The sequence below is a fragment of the Rhodococcus sp. NBC_00297 genome, from assembly GCF_036173065.1.
In the GTDB taxonomy this organism is placed as follows: Bacteria; Actinomycetota; Actinomycetes; order Mycobacteriales; family Mycobacteriaceae; genus Rhodococcoides.
The window spans coordinates 597,762-614,601 of sequence record NZ_CP108041.1; the positions used below are offsets into that span (position 1 = coordinate 597,762).

Consider the following 16,840-nt stretch of genomic DNA (forward strand, 5'->3'; position numbering starts at 1 on the left):
GGTCAGGGCCTTCCCGGGTCCGTGATGTGTTCGGGTCGTATCGGTACTCGCGTGAGGGCGAGTCCGGTGGCGTCGCGAACGGCAGCGACGACTGCGGGGGTGGAGGACAGGGTCGGAGGCTCACCGGCGCCGCGAAGGCCGTACGGCGCCAATGGGTCCGGGTTCTCCAGGATGTCGAGTTTCATCGGCGGCATGTCGAGGATGGTGGGGATGAGGTAGTCGGTGAACGACGGGTTCTTCACGAGCCCGTCCACGACGACGATCTCCTCCATCAGCGCCAGGCCCAGTCCCTGAGCCGATCCGCCGTGGATCTGCCCCTCGAGGGAGAGCCGGTTGAGGATCTTGCCGACGTCCTGGACGGCGGCCATCTCGACGACCTTCACCAGACCGAGCTCGACGTCGACGTCGACCACCGCGCGGTGCACGCACAGCGCGAGCTGGGTGTGGCTCGCGCCCTGCCCGGTCACCGGGTCCATGCCGGTGGTGGGACGGTGGTGGAACTCGCGGGTCTGCTCGACCACTCGGTCGCCGAGAACGTCCTCGATCGTGGCCAGGACGCCGTCGGTGCGGGAGACGACCTTGCCGCCGTCGAGAGTCAGGTCCGTCGCGGCGCGACCGAGATGCAGTCCGGCGAGGACGAACACGGCCTCCCGGACCGCCTCGCACGCGGCCTTCACCGCACCGCCGGTCATGTAGGACTGGCGGGACGCGGACGACGACCCTGAGTTTCCGATGGTGGTGTCGGCAGGATGGATCGTCACGCGCGACACCCCCAGCTCGGTGCGGGCGATCTGCACCTCGAGGGTGACCAGGCCCTGTCCCACCTCGGCGGCGGCCGTGTGCACCAGAGCGGTGACCTCGCCGCCGATGACCTCGAGTCGGACCCGCGCCGTCGAGTAGTCGTCGTAGTTCTCCGAGAAGCAGATGTTCTTGAGTCCCACGCCGTAGCCGACTCCCCGCACGACGCCCTCACCGTGCGTGGTCTGCGACGCGCCGCCGGGAAGGTTGCGGATGTCGGAGGTGTCCAGTGGCGCGGGCATGGGCATCGCCTCGGCCCGGAGGAGCATCTCGGCGAGGGGCGCGGGAGCCTCGATCACCTGACCGGTGGCGAGGAGCGAACCCTGAGCGACGGCGTTGACGCGGCGGACCTCGACCGGGCTCAGACCGCACGCCTCGGCGAGCTGGTCCATCATCGACTCGTACGCGAAACATGCCTGTACGGCGCCGAATCCGCGCATCGCGCCGCACGGCGGGTTGTTCGTGTAGACGCCGTACGCGTCTATCTCGATGTTCGGGATCACGTACGGTCCCACGCCCAGCGACGCAGCGTTGCCGACGACGTTCAGCGTGGCCGACGTGTAGGCGCCGCCGTCGAGGATGATCTCGACGTCCGCGAACAACAGCCGGCCGTCGCTCGTGGCGCCGTACTCGTAGTGCATCTGCGCCGGGTGCCGGTGCACATGCCCGAAGAACGACTCGTAGCGGTTGTAGACCATCCGGACCGGCTTGCCCGTGTACATCGCGAGCATGGCCGCGTGGATCTGCATGGACAGGTCCTCGCGCCCGCCGAACGCTCCCCCGACTCCGGAGAGCGTCATCCTGATCTTCTCCTTCGGCAGTCCGAGGCACGGCCCGATCTGTTCGAGGTCGTTGTGCATCCATTGCGTCGCGACGTACAGGTCCACCCCGCCGTCGTCGCCGGGAACCGCGAGACCTGATTCGGGTCCGAGGAAGGCCTGGTCCTGGATGCCGACCGAGAAGTCGCTGCTGACGATCACATCGGCCCGCGCGCGCGCAGCGGCCACGTCGCCGACGCGCACCGGTTGGTGGCGTGCGATTCCGCCGCGCTCCTGCACCTTCGGGTAGGTCGGATCCAGTGCGGCACGGCGGGCGTCGCACAGCGGCTCGAGCACCTCGTAGACCACCTCGATCCGTTCCATCGCCCGGCGCGCGGTCTCGGGGTGATCCGCCGCGACGAGGACGATCGGCTCGCCTTCGTGACGCACCTCGCCGAAGGCGAGGACAGGCTGGTCCCAGGTGCCGTCGAGGCCGAAACACGGGCGTCCCGGCACGTCCTCGTGGGTGAGCACGGCCTCCACGCCGGGGAGGGCGAGCGCCGCCGAGATGTCCACGGACACGATGCGCGCGCGGGGATGCGGACTCCGCAGGGTGGCCCCGTGCAGCATGCCGTCGATGAACAGATCGGACGAGTACGCGAACTCTCCCTTGACCTTCAGGGTCCCGTCGGGGCGGAGCGGACTGTCTCCCACGCGTCCGAGGCCCGGTGCGTCCACGGGTGCGGGGAAGGCGCCGGGGCGCGTCCGTCCGGGGGCGCTCACAGGACGTCCTTCGCGAGAGCCATGAGACGACGGTGTGCGTTCGCTCCGGCCGCCGCCGCCTCGTCCTGCGACACGCTGATCAGCGTGTCGTCCTCCACGATCGTCCGACCGCCGACCATGAGGTGGCCCAGGGGCGGCGTCTGCCCGTACGCGAGCGCGACGACGGGATCGTCTATCGCGGCGAAGAAGCCGTCGGTACGCCAGATCGCGAGGTCGGCGAGCTTGCCCACCTCGAGTGACCCGATCTCGTCCTGCCGGCCGAGGACCGTGGCGCCACCGAGTGTCGCGGCCTCGAGAGCCTGGCGGGCACTCAACGCGGTCGGCCCGTAGCGTGCCCGCTGCATGTACACGGCCTGACGGATCTCGCCGGCGAGCGAGACCATCTCGGCGGACGCCGATCCGTCCACGCCGAGACCGACCGGCGCGCCGGCGTGCAGCAGATCGGCGACACGGGCGATTCCCGCGCCGAGTCGCGCGTTCGAACTGGGGCAGTGCGCGACGCCGGTACCCGTTGCCGCGAGCGCGGTGATGTCGGAATCGTGGAGGTGGACGGCGTGGGCGAACCACACGTCGTCGCCCAGCCACCCGACCTGTTCCATGTACTGCACGGGCGTGCAGCCCATCTGGGCGAGGCAGTGCTCCTCCTCGTCCACCGTCTCTGACAGATGTGTGTGCAGCCGAACACTTTTCGCTCGGGCGAGGCTCGCCGATTCCACGAGCAGGTCCTTGCTGATCGAGAACGGGGAGCACGGCGCCACGGCAATGCGCAGCATCGAGCCGAACGACGCGTCGTGGTACGTGTCGATCGCATCCGCGGTGGCGGTCAGAATGTCGTCGAGCTTCTCCACCACCTCGTCGGGAGGGAGCCCGCCGTCCGACACGCCCCGGTCCATCGACCCGCGGCAGGGGTGGAAACGCACTCCGATCCGCGCCGCCGCGTCGATCTCGGCGGCGAACAGATCGCCCCGTCCCCTCGGGAAGATGTAGTGGTGATCGGTGCTGGTGGTGCACCCGGACTTCGCGAGCCAGCCGAGCCCCGCCAGCGCGGCCCCGCCGACCACCTCGGCGTCCATCTTCGCCCATGGTCGGTACAGGGTCACGAGCCACTCGAAGAGGGTGCTGTCCTTCGCCAGTCCCTGCGACGCCCACTGGTACAGGTGGTGATGGGCATTGACCAGACCGGGCGTGACCAGTCCGCCACGCGCGTCGATGATCTCGGCGCCGGGAACGATCGGCGCGGGACCCGCGCCGATCGCGGTCACGAGCGGCCCGTCGACGACGATGTACCCGTGCGGGATCTCGGCACCGACCACGGGTGCGATGTAGGCGTTGGTGACGATGCGAACACTCATCGGGAATCGGCCCTTCGGGAGGCGGCGAGTCGGACGGCGTCGAGAATCTTCTCGTAACCGGTGCAGCGGCAGAGGTTTCCGGCGAGGGCCTCGCGGATCTCCGCATCGGACGGATCGGGCACCCGCTCGACGAGGTCGTGCGCCTGGACCACCAGCCCCGGTGTGCAGAAGCCGCACTGGACGGCGCCGCACTCCACGAAGGCCTTCTGGATCGGACCCAGCGCCTCCCCGTCGGAGAGTCCCTCCACGGTGCGCACGCGTCGACCTTCGACCTGGCCGGCCGCCACCAGGCACGAGCACACCGGCACGTCGTCGAGATAGACGGTGCAGGAACCGCACTCCCCCTGCTCGCACGCGTTCTTCGATCCGGGCAGGCCCATGCGCTCGCGCAACACGTAGAGAAGACTCTCGCCCTCCCACACGTCGTCCGCGCTCTGGTCGGTGCCGTTCACCGTGCAGTTCACTCTCATGCTCACGCCGCCTCTCCGTTGTTCCTGTGGTCGCGCCACGACCAGGCGAGAGTGCGTCTCGCCATGACCGCCAGCGCATGTCGCCGATAGTCGGCGGTACCGCGTACGTCGTCGATCGGGCTCGCCGCCTCACGGACCAGGTCGCCGAACCGGCGGGCGACGGCGTCGTCGAGCGTGCCGTCCCAGTCCAGTTCGGCAGCGAGAAACTCCTCGGCGGCGGTGGCCCGCCGCGGCGTCGGGGCGGCCGAACCGATACCCGTCCCGACACGTCGCTCGGCCGGGAACAGCGCGAGCGAGAACGAACACACCGCGATGACCATGGCGTTGCGCGTGCCGACCTTCGAGAAGTACTGCGGCCCGGTGGCCGGCGGCACGTGGAACGCGCGGATCAACTCGTCCGGTTCCAGGCAATGACGCTTGACACCGACGTAGAACTGATCGGCCGGAATCATGCGTGTGCCCCGAGCGGCCGACTCGGCCTCGACGATCGCGCCGCAGGCGAGCAGCGGCGCGTGCAGATCGCCGGCGGGCGATGCGCCCCCGAGATTGCCGCCGACCGTCCCCCTGTTGCGGATCTGGGGCGAACCGACCGTGCGCGCAGCTTGCGCGATTCCCGGCAGCCGATCGCCCAGTTCGGCGATGATCCGCACGTACGGCATGCCGGCACCGACGCGGAGCGACCCGTCTGGATTTTCCTCCCAGGTGGTGAGCTCCGTGATCGGGTTGAGGTCGAGCAGCGCCGTCGGTCTGTGCAGATCGAAGTTCATCTCGACCATGACGTCGGTACCCCCCTGCACGGGGACGACATCGGGTCGATCGGCTGCGGCGGCGAGTGCGTCCGCCCAGGTCTGTGGCCGAAGAAAGTCCATGGGAGAAGTACACCCGCCCACCGTCCGGCGGACGAGACGCAGGAACGACAGACTATGACCCGCATCACACGCGAATCACTGTAGGTTCCTCCGAATGAAGGTGCACGACCTACTCGACATGCCCCATCTCGGACTCGACCCCCTCGTGTCCGACGACGGACGAGACACGGTCATCCGATGGGTCGTGACGACCGACATGCTCGATCCCGGTCGCTATCTCGAGGGCGGAGAACTGGTCCTCACCGGACTGATGTGGCACACGAGACCTGAGGATTCGGACGTCTTCGTCCGTGCGATCACCGGTGCCGGCGTCGCCGCACTGGCGGCCTCGTACGACGGCGTGGTGCCCGCCGATCTCGTCGAGTCGTGCCGCCAACACGCGCTGCCCCTGTTCCGGGTGTCCGCCGCCGTGGCCTTCGCGACGATCACGGAGAGCGTGGTGCGCTCGCTCTCGCGCGAGCGCGCGACCGATCTCCGGTCGGTCCTCGACCGGCACCGCCGCCTGGTGTCGGGCGCCGGCGCCGGGGACGGCATCGGGCCGCTTCTCGATCTGGTGTCCGAGGACCTCGGACTGGAGTGCTGGGTGCTCACCCCCGGCGGGCGCGTCGTGGCCTCGTCCCATCCGCTTCCCGACGACATCCGTCCCGACGATCTGGCGCACGACTTCCTCACGGCGCGAGCACTTCCCGTGGTGTCCCACGGCCTGTCCCTCCTCGCCGTCGACGGTGACCGGACGTCGCGCGTCGCCGACGCGATGGTGGCCTTCCGCAGCGACTGGCGCAGTTGGACTCCCGAGCGGCTCGCACTCGCCGAGGACGTGGCGTCGATCGTCGCGCTCGAACGTGAGCGCACCGACGACCGCCTCGGGTCGTCCGGACGCTCGGCGCACCAGCTGATCCGCGTGATCACCGCGGGCGGATCGGTCGCGGACACCCTCGCCCAGATGACGGTGGTCGGCCTCGACACCGACGCTCGGTACGCGGTGGTCGCCGCGGCCGTCGCGAGTGGCCCCCTCCGAGCCGGCGAACTCCGGGTGGTCCTGCGCGAGTTGCTCCCGAGCGGCGGCGCGATCGGTGTGACGGACGGTGAGGTGGTCGCAATCGTTCCCACCGACGACGACCTGACGCCGCGAGTGCGGTCGGGGATGGATCGCCTCGTTCCCGGACTTGCCGGCAGCGACGTCTCGCTCGGCGTTAGCGGCGCGGTGACGGCGGGCGAACTCCGCGGCGCCGTCGACGAAGCCAGGTATGCCCGCCGGCTCGCGGCCGGCCGCAGCGACGGGGTCCGCATCGTGGGGCACGACGAACTGGCGGACCTGGTGCTGCTCCTGGCGAGCGTGCCGGACGAGATGAGACGGCTGTTCCGCTCGCGTCTGCTGGATCCGGTCGTGGAGTACGACGACCGCCATCAGAGCGATCTCGTCCCGACTCTGCGAGCCTTCCTCGACTGCAACGGATCGTGGACGGCGTGCTCGACCCGGCTGCACCTGCACGTCAACTCGGTGCGCTACCGCATCCAGCGCATCGAGGAACTCACCGGTCGGGATCTCTCCGGACTCGAGGACCGCGTGAACTTCTATCTGGCACTGCGGATGTCGTGACGGCCGGGATCAGATCATGTCCTTGCGCGCCAACCACCGCATGATCGGCCAGCCGAGGAACACCGGGATCCAGCACGTGAGCACGCGATAGAGCAGAACGGACGGCACCGCGATGGTGGCGGGCAACCCGAACGCCGCCAGACCGCCGATGAGAGCGGCTTCCACGGCGCCGATGCCACCCGGCGTCGGGGCTGCGGAGGCGAGCGTCCCGCCGATCATCGTGACGATGGTGACCGTGATGAAGGTGGTGCCCCCGCCGAACGCCTCGATGCTCACCCACAGCGCGAAGGCAGCACCGAGAGTGGTTGCAGCGCAGCCCAGCACGATGACGGTGAAGCGTGCCGGATGCCGCACGAGCTCCGAGAGGTCCGAGTAGACCTCCGCGAGCTGAGGACGCACCGCGGTGCGCAGGAAGCGCCGCAGGGTGGGCACGAACAGGAAGGCGCCGAGGGCGCCGAACGCGACACCGGCGATGAGGTACAGGATCGTGGCGCTCGGGACGAAGCGGGACAGGTCGGCGGACTGGCCCGCCGCGACGCTGAACACCACGAGCAGCGTCACGTGCGAGATCACCTGCACCAGTTGCTGCAGCGCCACCGCGGCGGTCGAGCGCGTGAGCGTCAACCCGCCCTTCTGCAGGAAGCGGACGCTCAGCGCCAGTCCGCCGACACCCGCCGGAGTCGTCGTCGCCGCGAACGTGTTGGCCACCTGCATGATCGTCGTGTTCAGGAAACCCACGGCGCCCGAGGCGCACGCCCACAGCGCCGCGGCCGCTCCGAAATAGGTCGCGGCGGAGATCGCGAGACCGAGCAGTGCCCACCACCAGTCGATCGAGGCCAGCTCGGAGGCGAAGGTGGGGACCTGACTGATGAACGGATACGCGACGTAGACCAGCACGATGAGCAGGACCAACTGCACGACCTGGTTGCGCGAGAACCGCGTCACCTGCTCGGTGGCGATCGCCGAGGTCCCGGTCCGGGCCAGCACCGTGTCGCGCGTCGCCGTGAGCACCCCCTTGGCGTCGTGCACCGCCCGTCGCACGCGGGTCGGGATGGCGGACGGCGTCAGCCGGCGTGAGGCGGTGAGAACGTCCGCCGGGCCGAGCCTGTCGATCGCGGCGTCGACGGCGACGTCGGGCCCGTACAGCGATGCGGTGGTCAGAATCAGCTGCGCGGCGTCCGAGTGCATCTGGGCCTGCGACGCGCCGAGTTCCGCGGTGTCGAAGCCACCGAGCAACGCGGTGCCGTCCTCGTCGATCCGAATGTCGTCGACCCGGAGGTCTCCGTGCGAGATCTGCCGGGAGCGCAGCACTCCCAGAGTCCGCCACAGTGCGTGCGCATCCTCCGGACGCTCGGGGTCCACGCGCCGACCGCGGGGAACGCTGTGGGCGTACAGGACCCAGCCACGCTCGAGGGCCGACACCGCCGTCGGGACACAGGCCGCCACACCCAGGTCGTTCAGCGCGATGCCCATCAACGCGCGATGCTCCACCGCGCGGCGCTGTGAGGCGTGCAGGGGCGGGCTCTCCGACGACCGCAGAGTCACCAGTCGGCGCAGCAGACGCAGGGCGCCGCGGCTGCGCTGATTGGGACCGAACAGCTCGACGACCACGTCGTGGCCCACCGGCCCGATCCGTCCCGAGAGCACCAGGGGACCCGAACCCGCCGGGCGCAGGACGACGAACCCGGCGATGTCGACTCCCCGGCGCTTCAGGGCACGGACGGCCTCGGCGAGCGGCACCTCGAGTGCCGGGGTGCCCACCACCCAGATCACAAGCGATCCGGCGAGCCACCCCACGGCGAGACCGAGCAGCGAGCGCGCGGGGACGACGGTGCTGATGAGCAGATGGATCGGCACGAAAGCCAGGAGCAGCACCCACCACGTCCGCTTCCAGCGGATCGGCAGCCCCGGGCCGGAGACGGTGAGCACGGCCGCGACGATGGCGATCCAGCGCGGATCATCGAGGATCTGCGAGAGCAGGGTGTCCAGGCGCGTCGATTCGTCGATGTGCCACTTCGGCGCGGAGATCCCGCTGCCACTGACCGACAACGCCAGTGCGGCCACCACGGCCGCGGCGACGTAACCCGCGAGCAGCCGCCAGCGGCGTGCCGCCACCAGTCCGGCGAGCACGGTGAACGGGAGAGCCAGAATGGCGACGCCGTACACGAGATAGACGGCATTGGACTGGCTCGGGGTGAGCACGCCGACGATGTCGGAGATCGAGCGCTCCAGCGCGGTCCACTCGTTGCGGGTCACCAACGAACCGACGACGATCGCCCCCAGGACGATCGCCGCGGTCACGACCCGCAGGATGTCGCTCGTTCGCCGGGTCAACGGTTGCAGGACGCTCCCGGTGACCGGGATGTCTCTTCCGTCGACCAGCACACCGGCCAACCTATCGGAGCGGTGGGCCGCCGGCGGTGAGGCGCATCACGTTCGGAAGCGATACCCCATGCCGGCCTCGGTCAGCAGGTGGCGTGGATGCGCCGGATCGGGCTCGAGTTTGCGCCGCAGCTGACCGAGATACACCCGGAGATAGTGGGTCTCGGTCTCGTACGCCGGACCCCACACCTCGCGCAGCAGTTCTCGCTGTCCGACCAGCTTGCCGCGGTGCCGCACCAACATCTCGAGCATGCCCCACTCGGTGGGGGTGAGGTGGACCGGCTGCCCGTCACGCGTCACCGATCTCGCGGCCAGATCCACGGTGAACGAGTCGGTCACGACGACCGCCTCGCCGTCGCCGTCCGCCGTGCGCGCGGCGCGCCGAACCGCGACGCGCAGCCGGGCGAGGAACTCGTCCATGCCGAACGGCTTGGTCACGTAGTCGTCCGCACCCGCGTCCAGCGCGTCGACCTTGTCGCCGGAGTCCGAACGGGCGGACAGCACGATCACAGGCACGGTGGTCCACCCGCGAAGTCCGGCGAGCACCTCCAGGCCGTCGAGATCCGGCAGACCCAGGTCGAGGACAATCACGTCCGGATGCCTCTCGGCGGCGGCGCGCAGAGCTCCCGCTCCGGTCGACGCCGTCGACACGTCGTAGCCTCGCACCCCGAGATTGATGCGCAGCGCCCGCAGCAACTGCGGCTCGTCGTCGACGACGAGGACACGGGTGGGCGGCGGTCCCGGCCGCGGCGTCTCGGTCGTTCCCCCGTCCTCGGTCACGACGCCGCCGGCAGGTCGACGGTGACGGTCAGCCCGCCGCCGACGGTGCGCTGCGTCGACACCGTGCCGTGCATGGCCTCGACGAAGCCGCGCACCACGGACAGTCCGAGGCCGACGCCGGTGGTGTTGTCGCGATCCCCGAGCCGCTGGAACGCGTCGAAGACCGTCTCCTCCGAGCCGTCCGCGATACCGGGCCCGTGGTCGGCCACGGCGAGCCGGACGCGGTCGTCGTCCACACGAGCGGACACGCGGATCTCGCCGTGGGGTGCGTACCGCACCGCGTTGTCGATCAGATTCGCCACCACCCGCTCCAGCAGACCCTCGTCCGCCAGCACCGACAGATCTCCCACCTCCACCTGCAGGCGGGACCGCGCCGGACCGACGGAGGCCGAGGCGCGGTGCACGACCTCGTCGAGGAACACACGCGCCGACACCGGCCGCACCACGCCGGCGGCCAGGCGCGAGGAGTCGAGCAGGTTCTCCACCAGCGCGGTGAGCTGATCCGCCGACTCCTCGACCGTCGCCAGCAACTCCGCGGTGTCCTCGGGCGAGAAGGTGACGTCCTCGCTGCGCAGACTCGAGGCGGCGGCCTTGACCGCGGCCAGCGGCGTCCTCAGGTCGTGTCCCACGGCGGACAGCAGTGCCCGCCGCAGTGTGTCCGACTCGACGGCGGCCGCGGCGGTGCTCGCCTCCGCGGCCAGTTCGCTCTGGCGGATCAAGCCGACCGCCTGATTGGCGACCGCCGTGAGGACACGCCGGTCGGTCGCTCGGGTGCGGTGCCCCGCGAGGACGAGGGCGTACTCCTCGTCGCCCACCTCCACCGCGGTGTCGGCGGCGTCCACGCTCGTGGGCGGGTTCTCCCCCACTGCACTGACGACGCCGTGCCCCGAGCGCAGCACCGCCACGGCGCGCTGCCCGTACGTCTCGCGCACCCGCTCGAGCAGAGCGGGCAGGTCGGCTCCCCGCAGCACCGATCCGGCGAACAGCGCCAGCAGTTCCGCCTGTTGCGACGCGCTGCGGGCGTCCCGTGCCCGCCGGGCGGCCGCGTCGACGAGCACGGCCACCGCCACGGCGACGACGAGCAGCACCACCGTCGTCACGAAGTTGTCCGGCTCGGCGATGGTGAAGCTGTAGCGCGGTTCGGTGAAGAGGAAGTTCAGCAGCAGGGCGGAGAACAGCGCCGACAGGATCGCGGGGGCCACACCGCCGAGCAGGGACACCGCCAGCACGACGATGAAGAACAGCGCGCTCTCGCCGCCGAGATCGAGAAGGTCGTCCACGAGCGAGATCAATCCCGCCGCCACCGCCGGTACGGCGAGCGCGGCGATCCAGGCGACCGGGCGCCGGACGGTCGGCGACGACAGTCGCCGGACTCCGGTGGAGGCGTGGTCGTGCGTGACCATGTGGACGTCGATCGCGCCGGAGTTCTGCACCACGGTCGATCCGATGCCCTCGTCGACGGCCCGTGCCCACCGTGACCGGCGCGACGTTCCGAGCACGAGTTGCGTCGCGTTCACCCCGCGGGCGAACTCGAGCAACGTCACGGGCACGTCGTCGCCGACGACACTGTGCATCGAGGCGCCCAGACCGCCGGCCAGGGTCCGCACCGCACCCATGTGCGCGGCGGACACCCCCGCCAACCCGTCACCTCGCACCACGTGCAGCACCATGAGTTCGGCGCTGGACTTCGCGGCGATCCGGCTGGCGCGGCGTACGAGAGTGTCGGACTCGGGTCCGCCTGTCACCGCGACGACGACACGCTCTCGCGCTTCCCAGGTGTCCCTGATGGCGTTGTCGGCGCGGTAGCGGGCCAGCGCCGCATCGACCTGGTCCGCCAACCACAGCAGCGCCAACTCCCGCAGAGCGGTGAGGTTTCCACGCCGGAAGAAGTTGCTCAGTGCCGCGTCGATCTTCTCGGGTGCGTAGACGTTCCCGTGTGACAGTCTGCGTCGCAACGCTTCCGGTGTGATGTCGACCAGCTCTACCTGGGCCGCGGCTCGCACGACAGCGTCCGGAACCGTCTCCCGCTGCACCACACCGGTGATGCGCTGGACCACGTCGTTGAGACTCTCGAGGTGCTGCACGTTCAGAGTCGACACCACGTCGATCCCGGCGGCCAGAAACTCCTCGACGTCCTGCCAGCGCTTGGCGTTGCGACTGCCCGGAGTGTTCGAGTGGGCCAGTTCGTCGACGAGGACCACTTCCGGCATTCTGGCCACGACGCCGTCGACGTCGAGTTCGGGGACCGAGGCTCCGCGATACTCGACCATGGTCGGTGCCAGTACCGCGATGCCTTCCAGCATCTCTGCCGTTCGAGTGCGTCCGTGAGTCTCGACGACGCCGGCGACGACGTCACACCCACGGGACTGGCGACGGTGCGCCTCGCCGAGCATCGCGAACGTCTTTCCCACGCCCGGCGCCGCGCCGAGATAGATGCGCAGTTCTCCCCTGCCCCCCGGTGTCGTGCGTTCGTCCGCGGCGTCGGCGTGCATGCTCACGTGCTCATCATCCACCCGTGGTCGAGCAGTCGGGTGCAGTCAGTCCCAGGTCGACGTTCAGCGTGGCGACGTTCACCGTCGCCTGTCCCAGGAATCCGAACTGACGACCGTCGGTGTTCGCGGCCACCAGCGCGCGGACCTCGTCCCGGGAGTTGCCGGTTGCTGCGGCCACACGGGGCACCTGAAGCTCCGCGTACGCCGGGCTGATGTCCGGGTCGACACCCGAACCGGAACCGGTGACCGCGTCGACGGGCACCGCCACCGGATCGACGTTCTCACGCTCGGCGATCGCAGCACGACGTTGCTCGATGAACGACGCGAGAATGTCACTGCTCGGACCCTGGTTCAGAGGGAGAGCGGCGGAGGGGTCGCCCGCGGCGAAGGCGTCGTCGTCGGCGACCGACCCTGTGACGCGCGTGTGGAAATACGGATCGGGTCGTCCGTCTGCGACCACGGTGTCGACGCCGATGAGCGAGCTGCCGACAACACATCCCGAGGCATCGCGGATGGGTGAGCCTTCCGCCGAGTCGGACCCGATGCGACTGATGGCCCACACCGCGGCTGGGTACCCGATTCCGAGGAGAACCGTCAACACCAGCAGAACTGTGAATCCGGCGACGATCTGTTTGAAGAACACCGAAAATGTACGCATTGCTAGCCCATTCCAGGAACGAGTCGGACCACGAGGTCGATCAGCCAGATACCGATGAAGGGCGAGATCACACCGCCGACGCCGTAGACGGCGAGGTTGCGGCCGAGCAGTGTCGACGCGGTGGACGGCGTGTACCGAACACCCTTCAGCGCAAGAGGAATCAGCGCCACGATGACCAAGGCGTTGAACACCACGGCCGAGACGATCGCTGATTGCGGCGTTGCCAGCCGCATGATGTTCAGCGTGTCGAGCTGCGGATACACCGTGGAGAACAGTGCCGGCAGGATCGCGAAGTACTTGGCGAGGTCGTTCGCCAACGAGAACGTGGTGAGCGCTCCGCGGGTGATGAGGAGTTGCTTTCCGACCTCCACCACTTCTATCAACTTCGTGGGATCGGAATCGAGATCCACCATGTTGCCCGCCTCTTTCGCTGCGGACGTGCCGGTGTTCATCGCCACGCCGACGTCGGCCTGAGCCAGCGCGGGAGCGTCGTTGGTGCCGTCCCCGGTCATCGCGACCAGCCGACCACCGTTCTGTTCACGGCGGATCAAGGCCAGTTTGTCTTCCGGTGTCGCTTCGGCGAGGAAGTCGTCCACCCCGGCTTCCGCAGCGATGGCCCGAGCGGTGAGGGGGTTGTCGCCGGTCACCATCACGGTCCGAATGCCCATGGCGCGCAACCGTTCGAATCGCTCGGCGATGTGAGGCTTGACCACATCCGACAACTCGACGACTCCGAGAACTCGGGCACTCGACCCGGATTCGGCGACCGCGACGACGAGCGGTGTACCGCCCGCTTCGGACACCGATTCGACCGAATCACGTACCGCAGTGTCGGCGGCGTGGCCACTCTGCTCGCGAACCCAGGCGAACACGCTGTCGGAGGCGCCCTTTCGGATCTGCCGACCGTCGACGTCCAGCCCACTCATGCGGGTCTGAGCGGTGAACGGAACGAACTCACCCCCAGCTGTGGGAGCTACATCCCCGCCGAAGTCGCGTGCGACGAGTTCGACGATGCTGCGTCCTTCGGGTGTTCCGTCAGCGAGCGACGACAGGCGGGCCGCGTCGGCAAGTTCCCGAACATCGACCCCGGGTGCCGGATGCAGTGCCGTGGCTCTGCGATTTCCGAAGGTGATCGTGCCGGTCTTGTCCATGAGCAGGGTGTCGATGTCGCCGGCGGCCTCGACCGCGCGGCCCGACATGGCCAGAACGTTGCGCTGCACCAGTCGGTCCATACCGGCGATGCCGATGGCGGACAGGAGTGCGCCGATGGTCGTCGGAATCAGGCAGACGAGAAGTGCGATGAGCTTGACCGGATCCTGCGCCGACCCCGCGTAGATGCTCATGGGACCGATGGCCACGACGGCAAGCAGGAACACGATGGTCAGGGACGCGAGCAGGATGTTGAGAGCGATCTCGTTCGGAGTCTTCTGTCGCGACGCACCCTCGACGAGCGCGATCATCCGGTCGACGAACGTCTCACCCTGTGAGGCGGTGATCTTCACGACGATCCGGTCCGACAGCACGGTCGTGCCGCCGGTGACGGCGCTTCGGTCACCGCCCGATTCACGCACCACCGGTGCGGATTCACCCGTGATGGCGGATTCGTCCACCGATGCGATGCCGTCGACCACATCACCGTCACCGGGAATGACCTCCCCTGCGGTGACGACCACCTCGTCACCGACCTTCAGTTCGGTGCCGGGCACGCTCTCGACGGACCCGTCGGGCAGCCGACGATTCGCGAGCGTGTCCCGTTTGACGTTGCGCAGACTGGCCGCCTGGGCCTTGCCGCGACCCTCGGCAACGGACTCGGCGAGGTTCGCGAACACCACGGTGAACCAGAGCCACCCGGTGACGAGCCAGGAGAACACCGACGGGTCGGCGATCGCCATGACAGTGGTGATGACCGAACCGACCAGAACGACGAACATGACCGGGTTGCGGGCCTGGTGACGCGGATCGAGCTTGCGGAATGCGGTGGGCAACGAGGTCCACAGCTGTGTGGGGCTGAAGTAGCCGGATGTGACGGGAGCAGGCGCGCCGGCGTCGGGTGTCGCCTCCGACTGAGTGGGATGGTCGTTGACGAGGGTCATTGCAAAGCCTCCGCGAAGGGGCCCAGCGCGAGCGCCGGGAAGAATGTGAGCGCAGCGACGAGGACGATCGTGCCGGTGAGAAGACCGGCGAACAGCAGTCCCGTGGTGGGGAGTGTGCCGGGTCCGGCCGGACTTCGACGCTTGGTCACGAGTGAGCCGGCGAGAGCCAGAACGAACACGATCGGAAGGAATCGGCCGAGCAACATCGCGATGCCGAGGGAGGTCTGGAACCAGTCGTTTGTCACGGTCAGTCCGCCGAACGCACTTCCGTTGTTGTTCGACGCGGAGGCGTAGGCATAGAGCACCTCGCTGAACCCGTGGATCGAACCCGGAGTTCCAGGGTCGCCGCTGTTGCCGAGCGCTCCGCTGGTGGAACCGAGGATCACCGTGACACCGGTCCCGATCAGAACGAGCGCCGGCATGACCAGTACCGACAGCGCTGCCATCGTGATCTCGCGTTTGCCGAGCTTCTTCCCGAGGTATTCGGGCGTGCGTCCGACCAGAAGCCCACCCACGAACACGGCGATGACGGCCAGCACCAGCATTCCGTAGAGGCCGGTCCCGACTCCGCCGGGTGCGACCTCGCCGAAGAGCATGTTCAGGATGACGACTCCACCGCCGAGCGGGGACATGGCGTCGTGCGCGGAGTTGACTGCACCGGTCGATGTTCCGGTGGTGCTGACTGCGAACAGGGCCGAGCCGGGAATGCCGAATCGTTGTTCCTTGCCCTCCATCATGGCGCCGGCGGCCTGCGCAGCGACGCCACGAGTACCGGATTCCGCAGCGAGCGTCACGGCGAGAATGCCGGCCCACAGCAACGCCATGACGGCGAGGATCGACAGACCCTGCTTGCGTTCTTCAACGAGGGTTCCGAAGGTGCGCGTCAATGCGACCGGGATCAACAGCAGGGCGATGATCTCGACGATGTTGGACAGCGGCGTCGGATTCTCGAACGGGTGCGCCGAGTTGGCCGTCAGGATTCCGCCACCGTTGGTACCGAGCTCTTTGATCGCTTCCTGAGAGGCGACAGGAGCGAGTGCGTTCGTGATCGAGCTGCCGTCCAGACCCGTCGAGGCGAAACCGCTGTGGAACGACATGACGACGCCCTGCGTCAGCAGGATCAGCGCCACGACGAACGACAACGGCAGCAGGATCCGCAGTACGCCGCGCGTGAGATCGACCCAGAAGTTTCCGAGTTCACCTCCGCTGCGCACGCGGACGAACCCGCGGATCACCGCGACGGCCACAGCCAGTCCGACTGCGGCAGAGACGAAGTTCTGTACTGCGAGGCCGAGAGGTTGAGTCAGATTGCTCATCGTCGTCTCGGGTGAGTACGACTGCCAGTTGGTGTTCGTGACGAAGGAGATCGCCGTGTTGAACGCGACCGACGGGCTGACGCCCGGCAGCGAGTTGTTCAGTGGCAGAACACCTTGAACACGTTGGAGCGCGTAGAGGAAGAAGACGCCGGCAGCAGAGAAGCCCAGCAGCGACAAGGCGTAGCCGACCCACGTCTGTTCCGCGCGGGGGTCGATCCGGCACACGCGATACAGCAGAGATTCCACCCGCCAGTCCGCCGTTGCCGATACCGACCTGCTCGTCGGCTTCGGGGGGTCGAGCGTGGTGGTCGTGGTGATCGTCGATCCCGCAGCCTGTCGTGCGGCAGAGCTGACCACTTCGTCACGAGCACGTTCATCTCGCGGAGTGGTGAAGACGCGCGCCATGTGGTCGCCGAGGGGAACGTAGGCGGCAGCGAGCACGATCACGACGGCCGCGATCTGAAGCCCGGCCGCAAGTGCGGGAGTCAC

Annotated in this window: 11 protein-coding genes; 1 reads left to right on the plus strand and 10 read right to left on the minus strand. The window is 68.6% G+C overall.

The genetic code is table 11. From position 1 onward, the window contains the following. Window positions 1-2: 2 nt before the first annotated feature. The 4 genes from OG947_RS02765 to OG947_RS02780 are packed head-to-tail and all read right to left on the minus strand — an operon-like array spanning window position 3 to window position 5,030. The gene (locus OG947_RS02765; RefSeq protein ID WP_328813062.1) at window positions 3-2,339 is read right to left on the minus strand and encodes a molybdopterin cofactor-binding domain-containing protein; all 2,337 of its coding nucleotides are present in this window, start codon (window positions 2,337-2,339) and stop codon (window positions 3-5) included. Continuing rightward, entirely contained in the window at window positions 2,336-3,691 is a 1,356-nt protein-coding gene (locus OG947_RS02770) for an 8-oxoguanine deaminase (RefSeq protein WP_328813063.1), read from the minus strand. The genes OG947_RS02765 and OG947_RS02770 overlap by 4 nt, the downstream gene beginning before the upstream one ends. Then, window positions 3,688-4,161, minus strand: a complete 474-nt coding sequence (locus OG947_RS02775) for a (2Fe-2S)-binding protein (RefSeq protein ID WP_027504988.1) — start codon at window positions 4,159-4,161, stop codon at window positions 3,688-3,690. Before OG947_RS02775 ends, OG947_RS02770 begins: the two co-directional genes overlap by 4 nt. 2 nt (window positions 4,162-4,163) lie before the next feature. Next, window positions 4,164-5,030 carry an FAD binding domain-containing protein gene (locus OG947_RS02780; RefSeq protein WP_328813064.1) on the minus strand — a complete coding sequence of 289 codons (867 nt, stop codon included), beginning with the start codon at window positions 5,028-5,030 and terminating at the stop codon, window positions 4,164-4,166. Between the two features lie 94 nt (window positions 5,031-5,124). Here OG947_RS02780 and OG947_RS02785 point away from each other — a divergent pair, with 94 nt between their 5' ends. Next, on the plus strand, window positions 5,125-6,630 hold the full coding sequence (locus OG947_RS02785; RefSeq protein WP_328813065.1) for a PucR family transcriptional regulator: 1,506 nt from the start codon (window positions 5,125-5,127) through the stop codon (window positions 6,628-6,630). Between the two features lie 9 nt (window positions 6,631-6,639). Here the strand turns inward: OG947_RS02785 and OG947_RS02790 are convergent, their stop codons facing one another. Genes OG947_RS02790 through kdpA form a run of 6 tightly spaced genes read right to left on the minus strand, consistent with a single transcriptional unit; the run spans window position 6,640 to window position 16,840 of the window. Beyond that, window positions 6,640-9,015, minus strand: coding sequence for a lysylphosphatidylglycerol synthase transmembrane domain-containing protein (locus OG947_RS02790; RefSeq protein WP_328813066.1), 2,376 nt, complete (start codon window positions 9,013-9,015; stop codon window positions 6,640-6,642). Between the two features lie 45 nt (window positions 9,016-9,060). Beyond that, the gene (locus OG947_RS02795) at window positions 9,061-9,792 is read right to left on the minus strand and encodes a response regulator (protein WP_027504984.1); all 732 of its coding nucleotides are present in this window, start codon (window positions 9,790-9,792) and stop codon (window positions 9,061-9,063) included. Then, the gene (locus OG947_RS02800) at window positions 9,789-12,284 is read right to left on the minus strand and encodes a sensor histidine kinase (RefSeq protein ID WP_222645451.1); all 2,496 of its coding nucleotides are present in this window, start codon (window positions 12,282-12,284) and stop codon (window positions 9,789-9,791) included. Before OG947_RS02800 ends, OG947_RS02795 begins: the two co-directional genes overlap by 4 nt. A 13-nt stretch (window positions 12,285-12,297) precedes the next feature. Beyond that, on the minus strand, window positions 12,298-12,942 hold the full coding sequence (locus OG947_RS02805; RefSeq protein ID WP_328813067.1) for a potassium-transporting ATPase subunit C: 645 nt from the start codon (window positions 12,940-12,942) through the stop codon (window positions 12,298-12,300). A 2-nt stretch (window positions 12,943-12,944) separates the two neighbouring features. Beyond that, window positions 12,945-15,035 carry a potassium-transporting ATPase subunit KdpB gene (kdpB, locus tag OG947_RS02810; RefSeq protein WP_328813068.1) on the minus strand — a complete coding sequence of 697 codons (2,091 nt, stop codon included), beginning with the start codon at window positions 15,033-15,035 and terminating at the stop codon, window positions 12,945-12,947. Then, window positions 15,032-16,840 carry a potassium-transporting ATPase subunit KdpA gene (kdpA, locus tag OG947_RS02815; protein WP_328813069.1) on the minus strand — a complete coding sequence of 603 codons (1,809 nt, stop codon included), beginning with the start codon at window positions 16,838-16,840 and terminating at the stop codon, window positions 15,032-15,034. Before kdpA ends, kdpB begins: the two co-directional genes overlap by 4 nt.

Coding starts and splice junctions, on each gene's coding strand:
- kdpB (WP_328813068.1), bottom strand. CDS start 15,035: ATGACCCTCGTCAACGACCATCCCACTCAGTCGGAGGCGACACCCGAC.
- OG947_RS02805 (WP_328813067.1), bottom strand. CDS start 12,942: ATGCGTACATTTTCGGTGTTCTTCAAACAGATCGTCGCCGGATTCACA.
- OG947_RS02770 (WP_328813063.1), bottom strand. CDS start 3,691: ATGAGTGTTCGCATCGTCACCAACGCCTACATCGCACCCGTGGTCGGT.
- OG947_RS02780 (WP_328813064.1), bottom strand. CDS start 5,030: ATGGACTTTCTTCGGCCACAGACCTGGGCGGACGCACTCGCCGCCGCA.
- OG947_RS02800 (WP_222645451.1), bottom strand. CDS start 12,284: ATGCACGCCGACGCCGCGGACGAACGCACGACACCGGGGGGCAGGGGA.
- OG947_RS02785 (WP_328813065.1), top strand. CDS start 5,125: ATGAAGGTGCACGACCTACTCGACATGCCCCATCTCGGACTCGACCCC.
- OG947_RS02775 (WP_027504988.1), bottom strand. CDS start 4,161: ATGAGAGTGAACTGCACGGTGAACGGCACCGACCAGAGCGCGGACGAC.